This window comes from Kitasatospora sp. NPDC048715, assembly GCF_043198905.1.
GTDB classification, from domain to species: Bacteria; Actinomycetota; Actinomycetes; order Streptomycetales; family Streptomycetaceae; genus Kitasatospora; species Kitasatospora lactacystinica.
In genome coordinates, this window is the sequence record NZ_JBICVH010000002.1 from 198148 (window position 1) to 214374 (window position 16227).

The 16227-nt window shown below is 76.0% G+C and carries 15 protein-coding genes; all 15 read left to right on the top strand.

Features of this window, described 5'->3' with window-relative positions; translation table 11 throughout:
* Window positions 1-208 precede the first annotated feature (208 nt).
* The 15 genes from ACGFSC_RS04935 to ACGFSC_RS05005 all read left to right on the top strand — a co-directional run bounded on the left by ACGFSC_RS04935 (window position 209) and on the right by ACGFSC_RS05005 (window position 15948).
* On the top strand, window positions 209-1741 hold the full coding sequence (locus tag ACGFSC_RS04935) for a phage tail sheath family protein (protein ID WP_359897851.1): 1533 nt from the start codon (window positions 209-211) through the stop codon (window positions 1739-1741).
* Window positions 1742-1813: 72 nt separating this feature from the next.
* Window positions 1814-2254 carry a phage tail protein gene (locus ACGFSC_RS04940; protein WP_030290301.1) on the top strand — a complete coding sequence of 147 codons (441 nt, stop codon included), beginning with the start codon at window positions 1814-1816 and terminating at the stop codon, window positions 2252-2254.
* Window positions 2251-2733: a hypothetical protein gene (locus ACGFSC_RS04945; protein WP_359897850.1), complete on the top strand. Its 483-nt coding sequence runs from the start codon at window positions 2251-2253 to the stop codon at window positions 2731-2733. Before ACGFSC_RS04940 ends, ACGFSC_RS04945 begins: the two co-directional genes overlap by 4 nt.
* A complete protein-coding gene (locus ACGFSC_RS04950; RefSeq protein ID WP_359897849.1) occupies window positions 2730-2888 on the top strand; it encodes a DUF6760 family protein in 159 nt (52 codons plus the stop codon). Before ACGFSC_RS04945 ends, ACGFSC_RS04950 begins: the two co-directional genes overlap by 4 nt.
* A 3092-nt stretch (window positions 2889-5980) precedes the next feature.
* Complete coding sequence (locus tag ACGFSC_RS04955) at window positions 5981-6499, top strand: hypothetical protein (protein WP_359897848.1); 519 nt, start codon at window positions 5981-5983, stop codon at window positions 6497-6499.
* 144 nt (window positions 6500-6643) lie between these two features.
* Window positions 6644-7069 carry a phage tail protein gene (locus ACGFSC_RS04960; RefSeq protein WP_359897847.1) on the top strand — a complete coding sequence of 142 codons (426 nt, stop codon included), beginning with the start codon at window positions 6644-6646 and terminating at the stop codon, window positions 7067-7069.
* 90 nt (window positions 7070-7159) lie between these two features.
* The gene (locus tag ACGFSC_RS04965; RefSeq protein ID WP_359897846.1) at window positions 7160-7924 is read left to right on the top strand and encodes a LysM peptidoglycan-binding domain-containing protein; all 765 of its coding nucleotides are present in this window, start codon (window positions 7160-7162) and stop codon (window positions 7922-7924) included.
* A complete protein-coding gene (locus ACGFSC_RS04970; RefSeq protein ID WP_359897845.1) occupies window positions 7921-9699 on the top strand; it encodes a VgrG-related protein in 1779 nt (592 codons plus the stop codon). Before ACGFSC_RS04965 ends, ACGFSC_RS04970 begins: the two co-directional genes overlap by 4 nt.
* Window positions 9700-9811: 112 nt before the next feature.
* Window positions 9812-10123 carry a PAAR domain-containing protein gene (locus ACGFSC_RS04975; RefSeq protein ID WP_359897844.1) on the top strand — a complete coding sequence of 104 codons (312 nt, stop codon included), beginning with the start codon at window positions 9812-9814 and terminating at the stop codon, window positions 10121-10123.
* Between the two features lie 2 nt (window positions 10124-10125).
* Window positions 10126-10563, top strand: coding sequence for a GPW/gp25 family protein (locus ACGFSC_RS04980; RefSeq protein ID WP_359897843.1), 438 nt, complete (start codon window positions 10126-10128; stop codon window positions 10561-10563).
* Entirely contained in the window at window positions 10563-12524 is a 1962-nt protein-coding gene (locus ACGFSC_RS04985) for a putative baseplate assembly protein (RefSeq protein WP_359897842.1), read from the top strand. Before ACGFSC_RS04980 ends, ACGFSC_RS04985 begins: the two co-directional genes overlap by 1 nt.
* Before the next feature lie 34 nt (window positions 12525-12558).
* Window positions 12559-13122 carry a phage tail protein gene (locus ACGFSC_RS04990; RefSeq protein ID WP_359897841.1) on the top strand — a complete coding sequence of 188 codons (564 nt, stop codon included), beginning with the start codon at window positions 12559-12561 and terminating at the stop codon, window positions 13120-13122.
* 3 nt (window positions 13123-13125) lie between these two features.
* Window positions 13126-14409 carry an NADase-type glycan-binding domain-containing protein gene (locus ACGFSC_RS04995; protein ID WP_359897840.1) on the top strand — a complete coding sequence of 428 codons (1284 nt, stop codon included), beginning with the start codon at window positions 13126-13128 and terminating at the stop codon, window positions 14407-14409.
* 27 nt (window positions 14410-14436) lie between these two features.
* Entirely contained in the window at window positions 14437-15456 is a 1020-nt protein-coding gene (locus ACGFSC_RS05000) for a winged helix-turn-helix domain-containing protein (RefSeq protein WP_359897839.1), read from the top strand.
* Window positions 15457-15579: 123 nt separating this feature from the next.
* Window positions 15580-15948 carry a hypothetical protein gene (locus ACGFSC_RS05005; protein ID WP_359897838.1) on the top strand — a complete coding sequence of 123 codons (369 nt, stop codon included), beginning with the start codon at window positions 15580-15582 and terminating at the stop codon, window positions 15946-15948.
* The last annotated feature ends 279 nt before the right edge of the window (window positions 15949-16227 follow it).

Below are 16227 nucleotides of genomic sequence, written 5' to 3' on the forward strand. Positions count from 1 at the left end.
CCCCGGGGGCGGCGGGGGCGGCGCGGACGGTCGGCGGGGGCAGCCCGGGACGTCCGGGGCGCCTGCGCGGACGTCCGGCGGTGTCCGCCGGGGGCAGCGGTTCCTGCCCCCGGTCCGGGACCCGCGGACATGTTTCCGGGTGACGTCCGGGCAGCAGACTCGGGGGCGAATGACCGGCGCAAATGCTTGACCAGCCGAAGGAGCGCGTATGCCGTCGTACCTCACCCCGGGCGTGTACGTGGAGGAGGTCCAGTCCGGTGCCCGGCCGATCGAGGGCGTCGGCACGGCCGTCGCCGCGTTCGTCGGCTTCGCCGAGACCGGGCCCTTCCACGAGCCCACACTGGTGACCAACTGGGACCAGTACGTCCAGCGGTTCGGCGGCTTCACCGAGGGCACCTACCTGGCGCACTCGGTGTACGGCTTCTTCGCCAACGGCGGCGGCTCCGCCTACGTGGTGCGGGTCGGCGACCCGGCCCGGCAGGCGCCCGGCGCCGCCCCCGCCGTCACCGCGGCCCCGCCCGTCGAGATCGCCGGGTTCCTCTTCTCCGCCCGGCCGGGCGCGGGCGCCGAGGTGTCCGTCGAGGTCGCCGACCCGGAGGGGGAGAACGTCCCCGAGGACCGCTTCCGGCTGCTGGTGCGCCGGGGCACGGAGGTCGCCGAGACCTACGACGTCTCGACCCGCAAGAGCACCAAGGGCTACGTCGTCACCCAGCTGCGCGAGTCGAAGCTGGTCGCCGTCGCCGAACAGCCCGGCACCGCGCCGAGCCGCCCCGAGCGCCGCACCCACGCCCTGGCCGCCGCGCCCGCGCCGGCCGCGGCCCCGGTGGGCCGGCTCGACCCCGCCGAGTACGTCGGCGACGCCGCCGCCCGGACCGGCTTCGGCGGCCTGGAGGCGATCGACGAGATCACCATGGTCGCGGTGCCCGACCTGATGAGCGCCTACCAGCGCGGCGACCTCGACGACGAGGGCCTGCGCACCGTCCAGCTGGCGGTGATGTCGCACTGCGAGCAGATGGGCGACCGGATCGCCGTCCTGGACCCGCCGCCCGGCCTCAACGCCCAGCGGATGCGCACCTGGCGCAACGACGAGGCGGGCTTCGACTCCCGCTACGCCGCGCTCTACTACCCGTGGATCAAGGTGTTCGACCCGGCGAGCGGCCGCAACGTGCTGGTCCCGCCGAGCGGGCACGTCGCCGGGGTGTGGGCGCGCAGCGACGCCGAGCGCGGTGTGCACAAGGCGCCCGCCAACGAGGTCATCCGCGGCGCGGTGGACCTGGAGCTGCGCCTGAGCAAGGGCGAGCAGGACCTGCTGAACCCGATCGGCGTCAACTGCGTCCGGGCCTTCCCCGGGCGCGGCATCCGGATCTGGGGCGCGCGCACCCTCTCCTCCGACCCGGCGTGGCGCTACCTGAACGTGCGCCGGCTCTTCAACTACCTGGAGGAGTCGATCCTCCTGGGGACCCAGTGGGTGGTCTTCGAACCCAACGACGACCGGCTGTGGTCCAGCATCCGCCGGAACATCACCGCGTTCCTCACCGAGGAGTGGCGGCGCGGGGCCCTGTTCGGGCAGACCGCGGCCGAGGCCTTCTACGTCAAGTGCGACCGCGACAACAACCCGCCGGAGTCCATCGACCTCGGCCAGGTGATCTGCGAGATCGGCGTCTCCCCGGTGAAGCCCGCCGAGTTCGTGGTGTTCCGGCTGTCCCAGTTCTCCGACAGCACGAGCCTCGTCAACGAGTGACCGGCCCGGTCGGCACCACACCCCTCGGCGCCACTCCTCGGCACCCCTCGCATCGGAAGGTGACACAAACCCATGGCTGAAGGCGATCCGCTCTCCACACATATCTTCGGCGTCCAACTCGGCGGCTACAACGTCGAGTCCGTCAAGGAGATCAGCAACCTGACGGTCGAACAGGACGTCGTCGAGTACAAGCAGGTGACCCAAGAGGGCAAACTGATCGTCCGCAAGCAGCCCGGCGCCCGGCTCCCCGGCGAGGTGACCATCACCCGCGGCCTGGACAAGAGCGGCGCGTTCACGGACTGGATCAAGGAGACCCTCAACAACGGGGCGATCAACACCGCGCGGCAGAACCTCACCATCGAGGTCAAGGACACCACCGGTGCCACCCTGCGGCGCATCCAGCTGACCAACGCCTGGGCGAGCCGCTGGGAGGGCCCCACCCTCAGCGCCGGCGAGTCCAGCGCCGCCACCGAGACCGTGACCATCGTGTTCGAGGAGATCTCGGTCGAGTGAGGCGGAAGATCGGCCTGGAGGAGCTGCTGGAACGGGCTCCGGCCCCGCAGAACACCGCGCCGCCGCAGCAGGCCCCGGCGGCAGCGGCGGCGCAGCCCCGGGCGCGGGCGCCGCACACCGAGTTCGAGTTCGAGCTGCCGCTCGGCTACGTCGACGACGAGGGCACCGTGCACCGGCACGGTGCCATGCGCCTGGCCACCGCCCGCGACGAGCTCATGCCGCAGATCGACCTGCGGGTCAAGGAGAACCCGGCGTACCTCAGCGTGGTGCTGCTCAGCCACGTGATCACCAGGCTGGGCGACATCACCGACGTGCACGCCGGGGTCGTCGAGCGGATGTACGCCACCGACGTGGCCTTCCTCCAGGACCTCTACCAGCGGATCAACAGCGAAGGCCACACGCGCGCCGCGGTGACCTGCCCGCACTGCGACGGCGCCTTCGAGGTCGACCTCGCCGGTGGGCGCCTGGGGGAATCGTGACGTACGCGCCTGCTCGGCTGTACGAGGAGATCGCGTACATCGCCTTCCACTTCCACTGGCAGCGGGAGGACATCCTCGACCTGACCCACCGTGAACGCGGGCAGTGGGTCAGGGAGATCGCGCGGCTCAACACCCGCATCAGCGAAGGCGGGTGAGCCGGGTGGGGCTTCGGGACTGGATCGGCCGCCGCAGGGGCGGCGAGGGCGTTGCTAACGGTGCCGCCTCCGGTGCCGCCTCCGGCGACACGGAGGCGGCCCGGGGCACGGGCGAGGCCGCTCGGCGGCGCCCGGCGGCCGGGGACGGCGGCTGGCGCGCGGTCGCGCCGCTGGTCCCGACCCTGGCCGGGGCGGCCCACGGCGTCAGCGACGGCCTGAGGTTCCGCTCCCGGCTCACCGCCTGGCAGGACCCCTCGCTCTGCGGTCCGCTCGGCCACGCGGTCCTGCCGACCGCCCCGGTCGGCATCCTGCGGGCGGTGGCGAGGCCGGGCGCCCCGGCCCCCGTCCGCACGGGCGGGGACGAGCTGGTCGTGCCGGTCATGCCGGTCGTCCCGAGCGAGGCCGGTGCCGAAGAGGCGCCGGAGAACGGGCAGTCCGGCGCGGCGCGGTCGGCGCGTCCGGTCCAGCGGTCCGTCCGGCTGCGACGGCTTCCGGTGCGGTCCGGGCCGCGCCCGGCCCGCGCGGGCGGGGCCGACCCGCGCGCGGCGGCCGAGCGCGCCGACGGCGGTGCGCCGAGGCCCGCAGCGGCGACACCCGGCACGGCGGCGCCCGGTGCATCCGTACCCGGAGGGTCGAAGTCCGCTGCGGTGAGGGGAAGTTCACCGAAGCCCGAAGGGCCGCAGGCCGCCAGTGGCCCGCTCGGTGCGGCGACGCCCGAAGCGGCCGCCGCCTCCCCGCGCCCGAACGACTCGGCGGTCCGGGCCGACCGGCCGGTGCGGCCGCGTCCCGTCGGGGCCCCGCTGGTCGTGGCGCGGCGGCCCGGCCTGCTGACCGCGCGCCCCGTGGCGGCCGTCCCGGGGCAGGTCAGGGCGCCGGCCGCCGTCACCGAACCGGCGAGCCGGGGTGCGGGCGCGCCGCGGCCCGCGGCGACGACGGAAGAGACGGCCGAGGGCACGCGCCGCCCGTCCGCGAGCGGCGGAGCCGCCGAACGACCGGGGCCCGGCCCGGCCGACAACCCCGCGCCCACGCGGAGCGGGCCGGCCGACAACCCTGCGCCCACGCGGAGCGGGCCGACCGGCGGCACCCCCGTCCAGCGCGCCGCCGCGCCCGCCGCCGCACCCGCCCGCCCGGTTCTCGGCGCGCCGCTGACCGCGCTGCCCGCGAACGCCACACCTCTGGCCGTCGACAGCCCCCGAGCCTCCGGTGCCGCCCCGGCCGGGCCGGCCGGGCCGGCCATGCCCATCGTTCCCGCCGACGCGGGGTCCACCCACGCTGGGACGGGCGGCTCGGCTGATGGCCGGCCGGCCGGAGGCGGGGGCGGAGGCGGGGGCCGGGACGTCGCCGGCGCCGCCCGACGTACCGCCACGGCCGGCGAGCCCGCCCGCCCGGCATCCGCTCGCCCGGCACCCTCCGGCCCCGAGCACGGGTCCGCCGGGGGCGCGCCCGTTCAGCGCGCACTGCCCGGGGCCGGTACGCCCGCACCGTCCTCGTCCTCGACCTCCGATCGCGCCCTGCCGGGCCGGCCCGATCCGGCCCCTGCCCGTCGCAGCGGGTCCGCCGGGGGCGCGCCCGTTCAGCGCGCACTGCCCGGGGCCGGTGCGCCCACACCGTCCTCGACGCCGTCCCCCGACCGTGCCGCACCGCTCCCGCCCGACCCGACCTCCGCCCGTACGCGCGGGGGCCTGGGCGCGCCGCTCGACGCGCTGCCGCCGACGGCGGCCGTGGCCGGGGGCACCGCTCCGCTGCTCGGCGGGCGCCGACCGGTCCGGCGGATCGCGGCCCCGGCGACGGGTGACGCGGCCTCTGCCGCCGCCCCCGCCCCCGCCGCAGCCTCTGCCCCTGCCTCGCCGGTGGCCGGTGAGGGGCTGCCCGTGCAGCGCGCCACCCGGAGCCCCGGCGACGGCCCGGCCGAGGCGACGTCCGCCGTCCGGAGCGGTGATGACGGGCGATCGGCCGGTCCGGCCGTCCCGCCCGGCCGGAGCATCCCTGCCACCCCGACCGTCCCGACCATCCCCGCCGGCCCGAGTACTCCGACCGCCGGTGGCCGCAGCGCGCACGCCGGTGCGGATCGCGGTCTTCGTGGACCGGCGGCCGGACGCCCGGCGCCCTCCGACGCCCAGCAGGGGACGACGGGTGCCTCCGCCGCGTCGCCGTCCGGCGGCGGCCCGGAGCGGCGGCCGGGAGCCGCCGCGCAGCCGACCGGTCCCGGGACGCGCCCGGCGGGCGCCCCGCTCGGCGGCGGCAACGGTCCGGTGGTGCCCGTGACGGTTCCGGCGCGCCGGTCCTCCGGCGGCCTGGGCGTGCAGCGAGCCGTTCGACTCATCGGTCAGCGGCGCGGGCTGCTCGGCGACCGCCGGATGACGGTCGCCCTCGCCACTCCGCCGGCACCCTTCGCGCCCGTTGCCGCCGCTGCCTCCGGCGGAGGCGCCGGGTCGGCGCCGACGCCACCCGTGGTCCGGGCCGCCTGGCCCAACGCGCTCGTGTCCCGTCCGGACGGCGAGGCGCCGGCCGCGCCGGTTGCACCGGCCGCTGCCGCTCCGCGCCGTTCGGGTGCGCAGGCGCGGCGCTCGCCGGGCACCGGCTCCGGAGGCGGCGGTGCCGCAGCCGGGGAGTCGGCCCCCCGCGCGGAGCGCCCCTCCACCCCGGGGGCGGCCGTGCCGCGCGGGGTCGTGGCCGCGGTGCAACGGGTGTTCTCCCGGCGCCCGTCGGCACGGCCGGTCCGACGGACGGCGGCCGGGCACCCGACCGTCGTCGATCACCCGTCAGCGGCCGGAGGCCCGGCGGCACCTGCCGCCGTCCCGGCCGCGCCCGCACCGGCGGGCCCACCGCGCGTCCTGCCCGGTCAGCCCCGTGCGGCAGTCCTGAACCCCGGTGTCCCGGCGGCGCCGCGGCCCGGCACCACGAGCGCGGGCCTCCCGGCCGTGCAGCGGTCCGCCACGCCGAGGTCCGGTGGGCACGCGAACCCCGGCGCCCCCGGTTCGCCGTCCGCCGCGGCGAGCGCCCCGCGCCCGCCGGTCGTCCGGCTCAGGCCGGTGGCGGCCCCGTCGGTCCAGCGCCTGTCGGCCACGCCCCGGCCTCCGCAGCCGTCCCGGATGCAGCCGCCCGCCGTCGCGGGCCCGGCGGGAACGAGCCGGGCACCGGGCCCGCAGCCCGCCACCGCACTCGCGCCCGCGTCCGTCCCCACGTCCGCGCCCGCGCTCGTCGTGGCCCGGGCCCTGCCCGCCGGGCACGCCACCGGCGCCCCGTCCGCCCCGTCGGCCCTGGCTGCCTCGCCCGCGCCGTCCGCACCGCCGTCGCCCGCCACGGCCCGGCTGTTGCAGCGGGTGGCCGAGCAGACCGGCCTGACGGGGGTGCCGATGACCGCCGTGCCCGCGCGCACACCCACCACGGTGCAGCTCGCCGGGCCGGCCCGAACCGCCACCCCCGGTACCCCGCCCGCCGCGAGCACCCCCGGCAAGGCCCCCGCCGGACCGGGCGCCGAGCGGCGCGCCGACCCCGCCGACCTCGACGAACTGGCCCGCCGCCTGGTCGAACCGGTCGGCCGGCTGCTGCGCACCGAGTTGCGCAGGGGCCGGGAGCGCAGCGGCAAACCGTACGACATGCGCCGCTGAGCCCGGCCCGGACCGGAGGCCGGACCGCGCGCCGGCCCGCGGAACGGCCGACGCGGGCCGGTGCCGCGGACCAGAGCGTGGACCAGGCGGACGGCCGGCAGCAGGCCGCAGCAGCGACGTGACCGGAAGCAAGGAGCAGAAGCGATGACCGACAACATCTTCGCGTCCAGCGTGTTCTTCAGCCTGACCATCGGCGGCAACGACCTGGGCGACTTCACCACCTGCTCGGGACTCGGCGCCCAGGTCGAGATCGAGCAGTACGCGGAGGGCGGCAACAACGGCTTCGCCTGGCAGCTGCCGGGCCGCATCACCTGGTCGAACATCACGCTGACCCGCGCGGTCACCGCCGACACCACGAAGATCGCCCGCTGGCTGTCCGAGATCGTCCGCAAGGTCGAGCCGAAGGACGGCGAGATCGTGGCGCTGCGGCCCGACCTGAGCCGGATCGTCGGCTGGCAGGTGCTCGGGATCGTCCCGGTGCGCTGGGAGGGGCCGTCCTTCGATCCCGCCAACTCCCAGGCGGCGATGGAGACCCTGGAGATCGCCCACGCGGGGCTGCGCCCCTCCTGACCCCACCGCACACCCGGCTCACCGGGCCGGCCCGGCCCACCCGATCCACGGAACCCACCCCACAGCCCGACCCACGGAAGGAGCACCAGGATGTCCCCGGCGGTCCCCGCCAGCGTCACCCGGGCCCAACTGACCATCATGGAGCCGCCGTCCACGGTCGGCGCCCAGCCCGGCGGCACGCTCGCGCAGCTCCGGCTCCAGTTCAACCCGGCGACCCTGGTGCTGAGCAAGACCACCGAGTGGCGGCGCACCCCGTCCCGGATGGCGGGCGAGTCCGCGCTGCCCGAGTTCGTCGGCAGCGGTCCGCGCTCGCTCTCCCTCGACGTGTTCCTGGACTCCACCGCGACCCACGACAACTCGGTGGAGCGGGCGGTGGAGCAGCTGATGACGGCGTGCGTGCCCACCCCGGCCAGCCTGGCGCGCAAGACGCCGGCCAGCCCGTGGATCCGGCTGGACTGGGGCACCCTGAAGACCACGTCCTTCAACGGGGTGCTGACCGGCCTCTCGGTCACCTACTCGCTCTTCGACGTCGACGGGAAGCCGCTGCGGGCGGTCTGCTCGCTGACCATCGACGAGGCGAGCGTCGACCCGGCCGGACAGAACCCGACCTCCGGCTCGCCGGAGGCCCGCAGCACCCACCGGGTGATCGCCGGCGACAGCCTGCCGATGCTCGCCTGGCGCGCCTACGGGGACGCCACCGCCTGGCGCGCCATCGCGGAGGCCAACGACATCGACGATCCGCTGGCGCTGGTCCCCGGCGCGGAGCTGATCGTGCCGGGCATCGAGGAACTCACCCAGAGCCACACCCAGAGCCACACCCGGAACCAGGAACCCACCCAGGGCGGACGGCCATGACCACTCCCGAGGCCCGCGGCGGCCGCTCCTTCGCCGCCGACCCCGTCGTCGAGGCGCCGGGCCCGCTGCCGCCGATCTGGGTGACCCAACTGGTCTCCTGCGACATCGAGGAGAGCGTCGGCCTGCCCGACACCGCGGTGCTGTCCTTCCGGGACGCCGACCACACCTTCCTCTCCGCCACCGGGATCACCATCGGCACCCCGCTGAAGGTGTCCGTGGTCACCGTGCAGGGCAACACCCGGGCGCGGCTGTTCACCGGCGAGGTGACCGCGCTGGAGCTGGAGGTGGACACCACCGGCTCGTACACCGTGGTGCGGGCCTCGGCGGTCACCCACCGGCTGATGCGCGGGCGCCGGGTGAAGGCCTTCCGGAACATGACCACCGCCGACATCGTCCGCCAGGTCGCCTCGGGCGCGGGCCTGACCTGCGGCAAGGTCGACTCCTTCCCCGTCGTCCACCAGCAGCTCTCGCAGGCGAACGTCCCGGACTGGGAGTTCCTCCAGTTCCTGGCCCAGGAGAGCGGCGCCCAGGTGCGGGTGGACGACGACGGGAGGCTGGAGTTCGTCCGGCCCGACCCCGCCTCCGGCGCACCGGCCCCCTCCACCCCCGCGCCGCAGAACCCGCTGGTGCTGGAGTACGGCCGCAACCTGCTGGAGCTGCGCGGCGTGCTGACCGGCGCCGGAGGAGCGGACACGGTCGAGGCGCGCGGCTGGAACGTCACCACCAAGAGCGCCCTGGTCGCCACCGAGCCGGCGGTGACCTCCCGCACCGTGCAGCCGGGGATGAGCCCCTCGGTGGTGGCCTCCGCCTTCCCCGGCCGGTCCCGGCTGACCGTCGCCGACACCCCGTACCGCACCCAGGCGGAGACCGCCTCGGCGGCCCGGTCGCTGGCCGCCTCGGTGGCGGCCGGCTTCGGCGAGCTGGAGGTGGTCGCCGAGGGCAACCCGCGGCTGCGGGCGGGCACCGCGGTCGCGCTGGGCAACGTCGGCGCCGCCTTCTCCGGCCGCTACACCGCCACCGGGGTGCGCCACCTGCTCGAACCGTTCCGCGGCTACCGCACCACCGTCGTGGTCAGCGCCGCGCCCGACCGCTCGCTGGCCGGGCTGACCAGTGGAGGCAACGCCCCGCCGCGCGGGCCCCGGATGCCCGGACTGGCCGTCGCCGTGGTCACCGACGTCCGGGAGCCGGGCGGCGGGCAGCGCGGCTGGGTGAAGCTCAAGTTCCCCTGGCTGGACGACACCTACGTCTCCGACTGGGTGCGCACCGTGCAGTGGGGCGGCGCCGGGGGCGGCGGCGTGGTCAGCCCCGAGGTCAACGACGAGGTGCTGGTCGGCTTCGAGCAGGGCGACCTGGACAGCCCGTACGTGCTGGGCGGGCTCTACAACGGCGTGGACCGGCCCTCCCCGCACGACGTTCCGCTGGTCGACGGGGCCTCCGGCAAGGTCAACCGCCGCTCGGTGGTGTCCCGTTCGGGCCACCGGATGGAGCTGCTGGACGTGCCGGGCGGCAAGTCCGGCGTCCACCTGGCCAGCGGTGACGGGAAGTTGGAGGTCAGCCTGGACCAGCAGCGCGGCGAGATCGTGCTGACCGTCCACGGCCTCGGCGGCGCGGCCGGCAGCACGGTACGGCTCTCCTCCTCCGGCATCACCCTGGACGCGGGCACCGGCGCGGTGAACGTGCGCGGCGGATCGGTCACCGTCCGGGGCACGACGTCGGTCACCGTGGACGGTGGCGCCGAGGCGGTGCTCAAGGGGGCCTTCGTCCGGATCAACTGAGCCGCCGATCGACCGGCGACAGACCGGCGATCGACTGACGGAACGTCAAGAACCGATGGCAGTATGGCGAGTGCCCGCGAACACCGGGCACCGCAGGAAACGGAGACCGCAGATGCCCCCCGCAGCCCGGACCGGCGACATGACCGACCACGGCGGCGCCCTCACCACCCCGCCGCCGGGCGCCCTCAAGGTGGCGACCGTGCTGATCGGCGGCCGCCCCGCCGCCGTCGTCGGCACCGTCCACGCCTGCGTCGTCCCCCCGCACCTGGCGCTGGGCCCCGGCAACCTGGTGCTGCCCTCCCCGGGCGCGGTGGCCAGGGGAGTGGTGCTGATCGGCGGCCTGCCCGCGGCCCGCATGGGCGACAGGACCACCTGCGGCGCCACCGTCACCACCGGCGCGTTCAACGTGCTGATCGGGGGCTGAGCATGAGTGGCAGCTTCATAGGGCGCGGCTGGGCCTTCCCGCTGCGGGTGAACGCCACCGGCGGCATCGCCATGGTGGAGCGCGACCGGGAGCTCGCGGAGGCGATCCGGCTGATCCTCGGCACCGCCCCGGGGGAGCGGCCGATGCGCCCCGAGTTCGGCTGCGGCATCCACGAGTACGTCTTCGCCCCGGGCGACAGCACCACCGCCGGGCGGATCGCCCGCGAGGTGCGCATCGCCCTGGAGCGCTGGGAGCCGCGGATCGAGGTCGACGACGTGGTGATCGCCTTCGACAGCGCCGAGGAGGGCACCCTCTACATCGACGTCCACTACACCGTGCGGGCCACCAACGACCGCCGCAACCTGGTCTTCCCCTTCTACACCATCCCCGAGCACCCGGGCGCGGACGCCCTCGACACGGTCGGCGGGGGTGTGCGCTGATGGCCCTGCCCTCCCCGAACCTGGACGACCGCCGCTTCCAGCAACTCGTCGACGAGGCCAAGCGCTACGTCCAGCAGCGCGCCCCGGAGTGGACCGACCACAACGTCTCCGACCCGGGCGTCACCCTCATCGAGACCTTCGCCTACCTGGTGGACCAGCTGCTCTACCGGCTGAACCGGGTCCCGGAGAAGAACTACGCGGCCTTCCTCGACCTGCTCGGCATCCGGCTCTTCCCGCCCGCCGCGGCCCGGGCCGAGGTCGACTTCTGGCTCTCCGCCCCGCAGTCCGAGACGGTCCTGCTGCGGGCCGGCACCGAGGTCTCCACGCTGCGCACCGAGACCGACGACGCGGTGGTCTTCTCCACCGCCGAGGACCTGCCGATCGTCCCCAGCTCGCTGGAGCGGCTGGTCACCGTCTCCGCGTCCGGCGAGCAGTCCGACGGCACGGCCCGGCTGGCCGACGGCGCGGACGTGCCCTGCTTCCAGCCGCGCCCGGCGGCCGGGGACGCCATGCTCTTCGCCCTGCCCGCCGTCGTGCCGCGCTGCATCCTGATCGTCCGGCTGGACAGCCGGGTGGAGGGCGTCGGCGTCGACCCGCGCCAGCCGCCGCTGGCCTGGGAGGTCTGGGACGGCGCGCGCTGGATCGCCTGCGAGACCGGCAGCGACACCACCGGCGGCCTCAACCGGCCCGGCGAGGTGGTCGTCTTCGTGCCCGCCGGGCACACCGCCTCGGTGGTCGCCGGGCGCCGGGCCGGCTGGCTGCGCTGCCGGGTCACCGAGCCGCAGCCGGGCCAGCCGTTCTACTCCGAGTCCCCCACCGTCCGGCGGGCCGAGGTGTTCACGGTCGGCGGCACCGCCACCGCCGTCCACGCGCAGACCGTCACCGACGCGCAGCTCGGCACCTCGGAGGGCGTCGCGGGCCAGCGCTTCCGGCTGGCCCGGCCGCCGGTGCTGCTCGACGGCGAGCCCCCGGTGGTCGAGGTCGCGGCCGGCGAGGGCTGGGAACGCTGGACGCTCGTCGAGCACTTCGGCGAGTCCTCGCCCGCCGACCGGCACGTGGTGCTGGACGCGACCACCGGCGAGTTCCTCTTCCCGCCCGCGGTCCGGGAACCGGACGGCGGCCTGCGGGCCTTCGGCGCCGTGCCGCCCAAGGGCGCCCGGCTGCGCGTCCCGCGCTACCGCACCGGCGGCGGGATCGCGGGCAACGTCGCCCGCGGCACCGTCACCGTGCTGCGCAGCTCCGTCCCGTACATCGCCCGGGTCGACAACCGGGAGGCGGCGCGCGGCGGGGTCGACGGCGAGACCGTGGAGAACGCCAAGGCCCGTGCCCCGCACCAGCTGCGCCTGCAGGAACGTGCCGTCACCGCCGGGGACTTCGAACTGATCGCCCGGCAGGCCGCGCCGTCCGCCGCCCGGATCAGCTGCGTGCCCGCCGGCGGCGGGGAGGCGGGGGCGGTACGGGTGCTGGTGGTCCCCGACGCCGTCGCGGACGAGGGCGACCGGCTGCGCTTCGAGCAGCTGATCCCCGACGAGCAGGTGCTGGCCGCCGTCGCGACCGCCCTCGACGAACGCCGGCTGATCGGCACCCGGCTGGTCGTCCAGCCCCCCGCCTACCAGGGCGTGACGGTCGTCGCCCGGCTCACCACCCGCTCCGCCGACCCCGACCGGGTCCGCGAGGAGGTGCTCGCCGCGCTGTACCGCTACCTCAACCCGCTGCGCGGCGGCGCCGACGGCGAGGGCTGGCCGTTCGGCCGGGCCGTGCAGTACGGGGAGGTGTTCGCGGTGCTCCAGCGGGTCGCCGCGGTCTCCGGCGTCGAGGAGGTGCGGCTGTTCCCGGCCGACCCGATCACCGGACGCCGGGGCGCGCCCGCCGAGCGGGTCGAGGTCCCGGCGGACGCCCTGGTCTTCTCCCACCAGCACCAGGTCGTGGTCACCCCGGCCGCCGAGGACGGGACGTCATGAGCGAGTGCCGCGCGCCGGGAATCGGGGGGCGCCGATGAGCCGCGCGGCGGTCCCCGGACTGCCCAGCCCGTACCCGATCGGCGAACTGCTGCCCGCGCTGTTCGCCGACGACGACTTCGCCCAGCGGTTCACGGCCGGCCTGGACACCGTCCTCGCCCCGGTCTTCGCGACCCTGGACAACCTGCCCGCCTACTTCCGACCCGGCCTCGCGCCGGCCGACTTCCTCGACTGGCTGGCCTCCTGGGTCGCGGTGGAGGTGGACCCGGCCTGGCCGGTGGAGGTGCGCCGCGCGGTGGTCGAGCGCGCCGTGGAGCTGCACCGCTGGCGCGGCACCCGGCGCGGCCTCACCGAACGGCTGCGGCTGGTGCTCGGCGCCGGAGCCGAGATCGTCGACGGCGGCGGAGCCTCCTGGTCCACCGACCCGGACGCTCCGTTGCCGCCCGCGCCGGGCGGCGACGTACTGGTCCGGGTCTGGCCGCTGCGCGGACCGGCGCCGGACGAGGACCAGGTGCGGTCCGTCGTGAGGGCGGGCTGTCCGGTCCATCTGACCTGCCGGGTGGAGATCCTGCCCGGCCCACCCGGGCGAACGGAGGGCTGACGGATGCCGGTGTGCCCCGAATGCGGAACGGCCAACGGGGAGGGGGACGACTTCTGCGGCAACTGCGGCGCCTACCTCGGCTGGTCGCGCGGCGCCGCCGCCCCGGCGACGACGGCGCCGACGGCCGCGCCCGTCGCGGTGCCCGCCCCCACACGGGCCGAGCCCGAGCCCGAGCCCGCGCCGGTACCCGTACCGGAGCCCGCGCCCGCGCCCGCCGGATCCACCCGGCGGAGCGCCTCGCGCCGGACCGCGCGCACCGGGGCGGAGCCCACGCGGGAGCCCAAGCCGGAGGCCAAGGGGGAACCCGGAGCAGAGGTCGAGGAGGAGCCCAGGGCGGAGCAGCCGCCCGCCCGGCCCGCCGAGCCACCGGTGACCGGGCCCCCCGTGACCGAGCCCCCGGCGACCCAACCCCCGCCCGCCGCCGAGCCCCCGCGCCCGAGCACCGCCCCCGTACGGCCGGCTCCCGCGCAGACCCCCGCCCCCGCGCCCGCCCCGAGGGCGGCGGCCGACCCGGTGGCCGTCCAGCCGGCCAAGCCCGTCGCACCCCGCCCCGTCAGCCGGCCCACCGAGACCGTCGAGACCCAGGACGGCCCGCCGTGCCCCCGGTGCGGCACGCCGAACCTGCCCGAGCGGAAGTTCTGCCGCCGCTGCGCCGCGCCGCTCACCCCGACCGAGGCCGCGCCGAAGCTGCCCTGGTGGCGCACCCGCTGGCCGTTCCGGCGCCGGGTGCGGATCGGCGGTTCGGGCAACGCGCTGCGCCGCACCATCGCGCTGCTCGTGCTGATCGCCGTGGTGGTCGCCGGGATCCTGCTCTACCCGACGGGCAAGGCCGCCTTCCAGGACGTGCTGGACAAGCTCCGCAAGACCGCGCCGATCACCCCCGCCGCCACCTCGGCGAGCGCCGCCGTCGAGGGCCATCCGGCCACCTTGGCCGACGACGGCCTGAGCAACACCTACTGGGGCGCACCCGCGCTCGGCGACTCCGTCACCTTCTCCTTCCGCACCCCGTTCCGGCTGGTGGACCTGATCATCCACACCGGGGATTCCGTGGACCCGCAGCACTTCCAGCAGCAGGCGCGCCCCGTCGTCCTCGCCCTGGAGGTCACCGAGAAGGACGGCACGGTGCACACCCAGCAGGTTCCGCTCAACGACCAGCCCGGCCCGCAGACGGTGCAGACCGGGATCAGCGACGTCACCCAGGTGAAGCTCACCGTCCGGGAGGCCGCCGGCACCGGCCCGGGCCGCGCCATCGCGCTCTCGGAGGTGGAGTTCTTCAAACGCACCTGAGCACGCGGCCCGCCACCGGAGGAAACGATGGTCTACCGGATCCACTTCACGGCGGGGGACCTGGCCAGGACCCGGCCGGCCGATCCCATGCCGTTGACCGAACTCATGGCGGCGGCGAGGGCGTTGCAGTCGCGCGGCCACGCGGCGCGACTGGAACCGTGGCGACGCAGAGCCCTGGCCGGGCTGCCCGAGCGGGCCCGCCTGGCGCTGTCCCTGGTCCCCGCGGACGGCTGGGGGCCGACCTTCCTGATGCCCGCGGTGGCAGGAGGCCCGGAGCAGCTGCTGGACCGGGTACGGGCCACGCCGCGCCGGCTCGTCGAGGCGGAGTTGGCCGCGATCGCCGAGCACCAGCCCGTGCCCCGGTGGACCCGTCACCTGGCGGACGACAGGGCGCTGCGCGAGAAACTCGTCGACAGCCTCGGCCTGCTCTACGAGCACCTGGTCGGCCGCCACTGGCCGCAGGTCGTCGACCGCCACGCGGCGGACCGGGCCGTGCGGGTGCGCCAGTTCCTCGGCGGAGGCGTCGAGCTCCTGCTGGCCGGCGCCAACCCCCGGTGGCTGCGGTGGAATCCGCCGGTGCTCGAAGTCCGCAGCACGGTCGAGTACGACCTGTGGCTCCGGGGGCAGGGCATCCTGCTGAACCCCTCGGTGTTCGCCACCCGGGCCATGGTCAGCGACGACGCCCACGGCCAGCCGTTGCCCGTGGTCACCTACCCGATCGACGACAGCGGGCCGGCGGACCGGTCGGCCCTGTTCGAAGCCGACCGGGCTCCGAGCGGATCGACGGTGGCGCTCTCCGCCCTGCTCGGGCACACTCGTGCCGCCGTCCTGGAGACGATCGCCGAACACCCCGGCTGCTCGACGAAGGAACTCGCGGCCCTCGCCGGAATCACCCCGTCCAGTGCCAGCGAACACGCCACCGTGCTGCGCGAGGCCGGGCTGATCGGCACCTCCAGGTACCGCAACGCCGCCCTGCACAGCCCGACCGCCCGGGGCCTCGACCTGCTCGGCGACGAGCCCGATCCGTCCGGTTCCGGCCGGACTTGAGCGGTGCCGCGGTGATTCGGAGCAGCCCGAATCTCCTGGAGCGGCGGTCCGGCGGCCGCGGAGACTGAGGACCGGGCGCCGAACCCGCCCGCACCACGACGTCACAGTTCTCGGGAGGTCCTCATGCGACTCGTCCACAAGGCCGGCATCGCCCTCGCGGCCGGCTTCGCCGCGGCGACCACGCTCCTCGCCCCGGCGGCGAACGCCCGGCCGGCCGTCTCGGCCGCACCGGCCGACTGCCCCAAGGGCTACTTCTGCGGCTACAAGTACAGCAACTACCGGCAACTCGCGTTCAAGTTCAGTGTCTGCGGTGCGATCCAGGAGATCCCCGACGGCCTGAACAGCGGCGGGTCCTGGTACAACAACCAGACCGCCGGTCTCAAGGCGAAGATGTACGGCAAGTCCAAGAACCTCGTGTACACCACTCCCGGCGCACCCTACGGCGACCCCAACGCCGACTGGGCCCCGGTCTGGTACGTCAAGGCCTGCTGACCCCGCCCCGGGGGCCTGCTGCCGGGTGCGCCGTGCGCATCCGGCAGCAGGCCGGCCTCCAAGGAGACCCCGGGGCGCGGGCGGCGCTGCGGGCCTCGGTCACCGGCCGCCGCAGGCTCTTCGCCTCCGTCGCCGCCTGGACGCTCCTCATCCCCTCACTGCTCCGCGACGTGCCCGCTCCCCGTGCCCGCACCGTGTCGCGGCCTGCGATATCGGGACGCTATGCGACTTGGGCAAGATCGGCGTCGCACGTCCGGTGGCGGTACACGCCGGGCATGA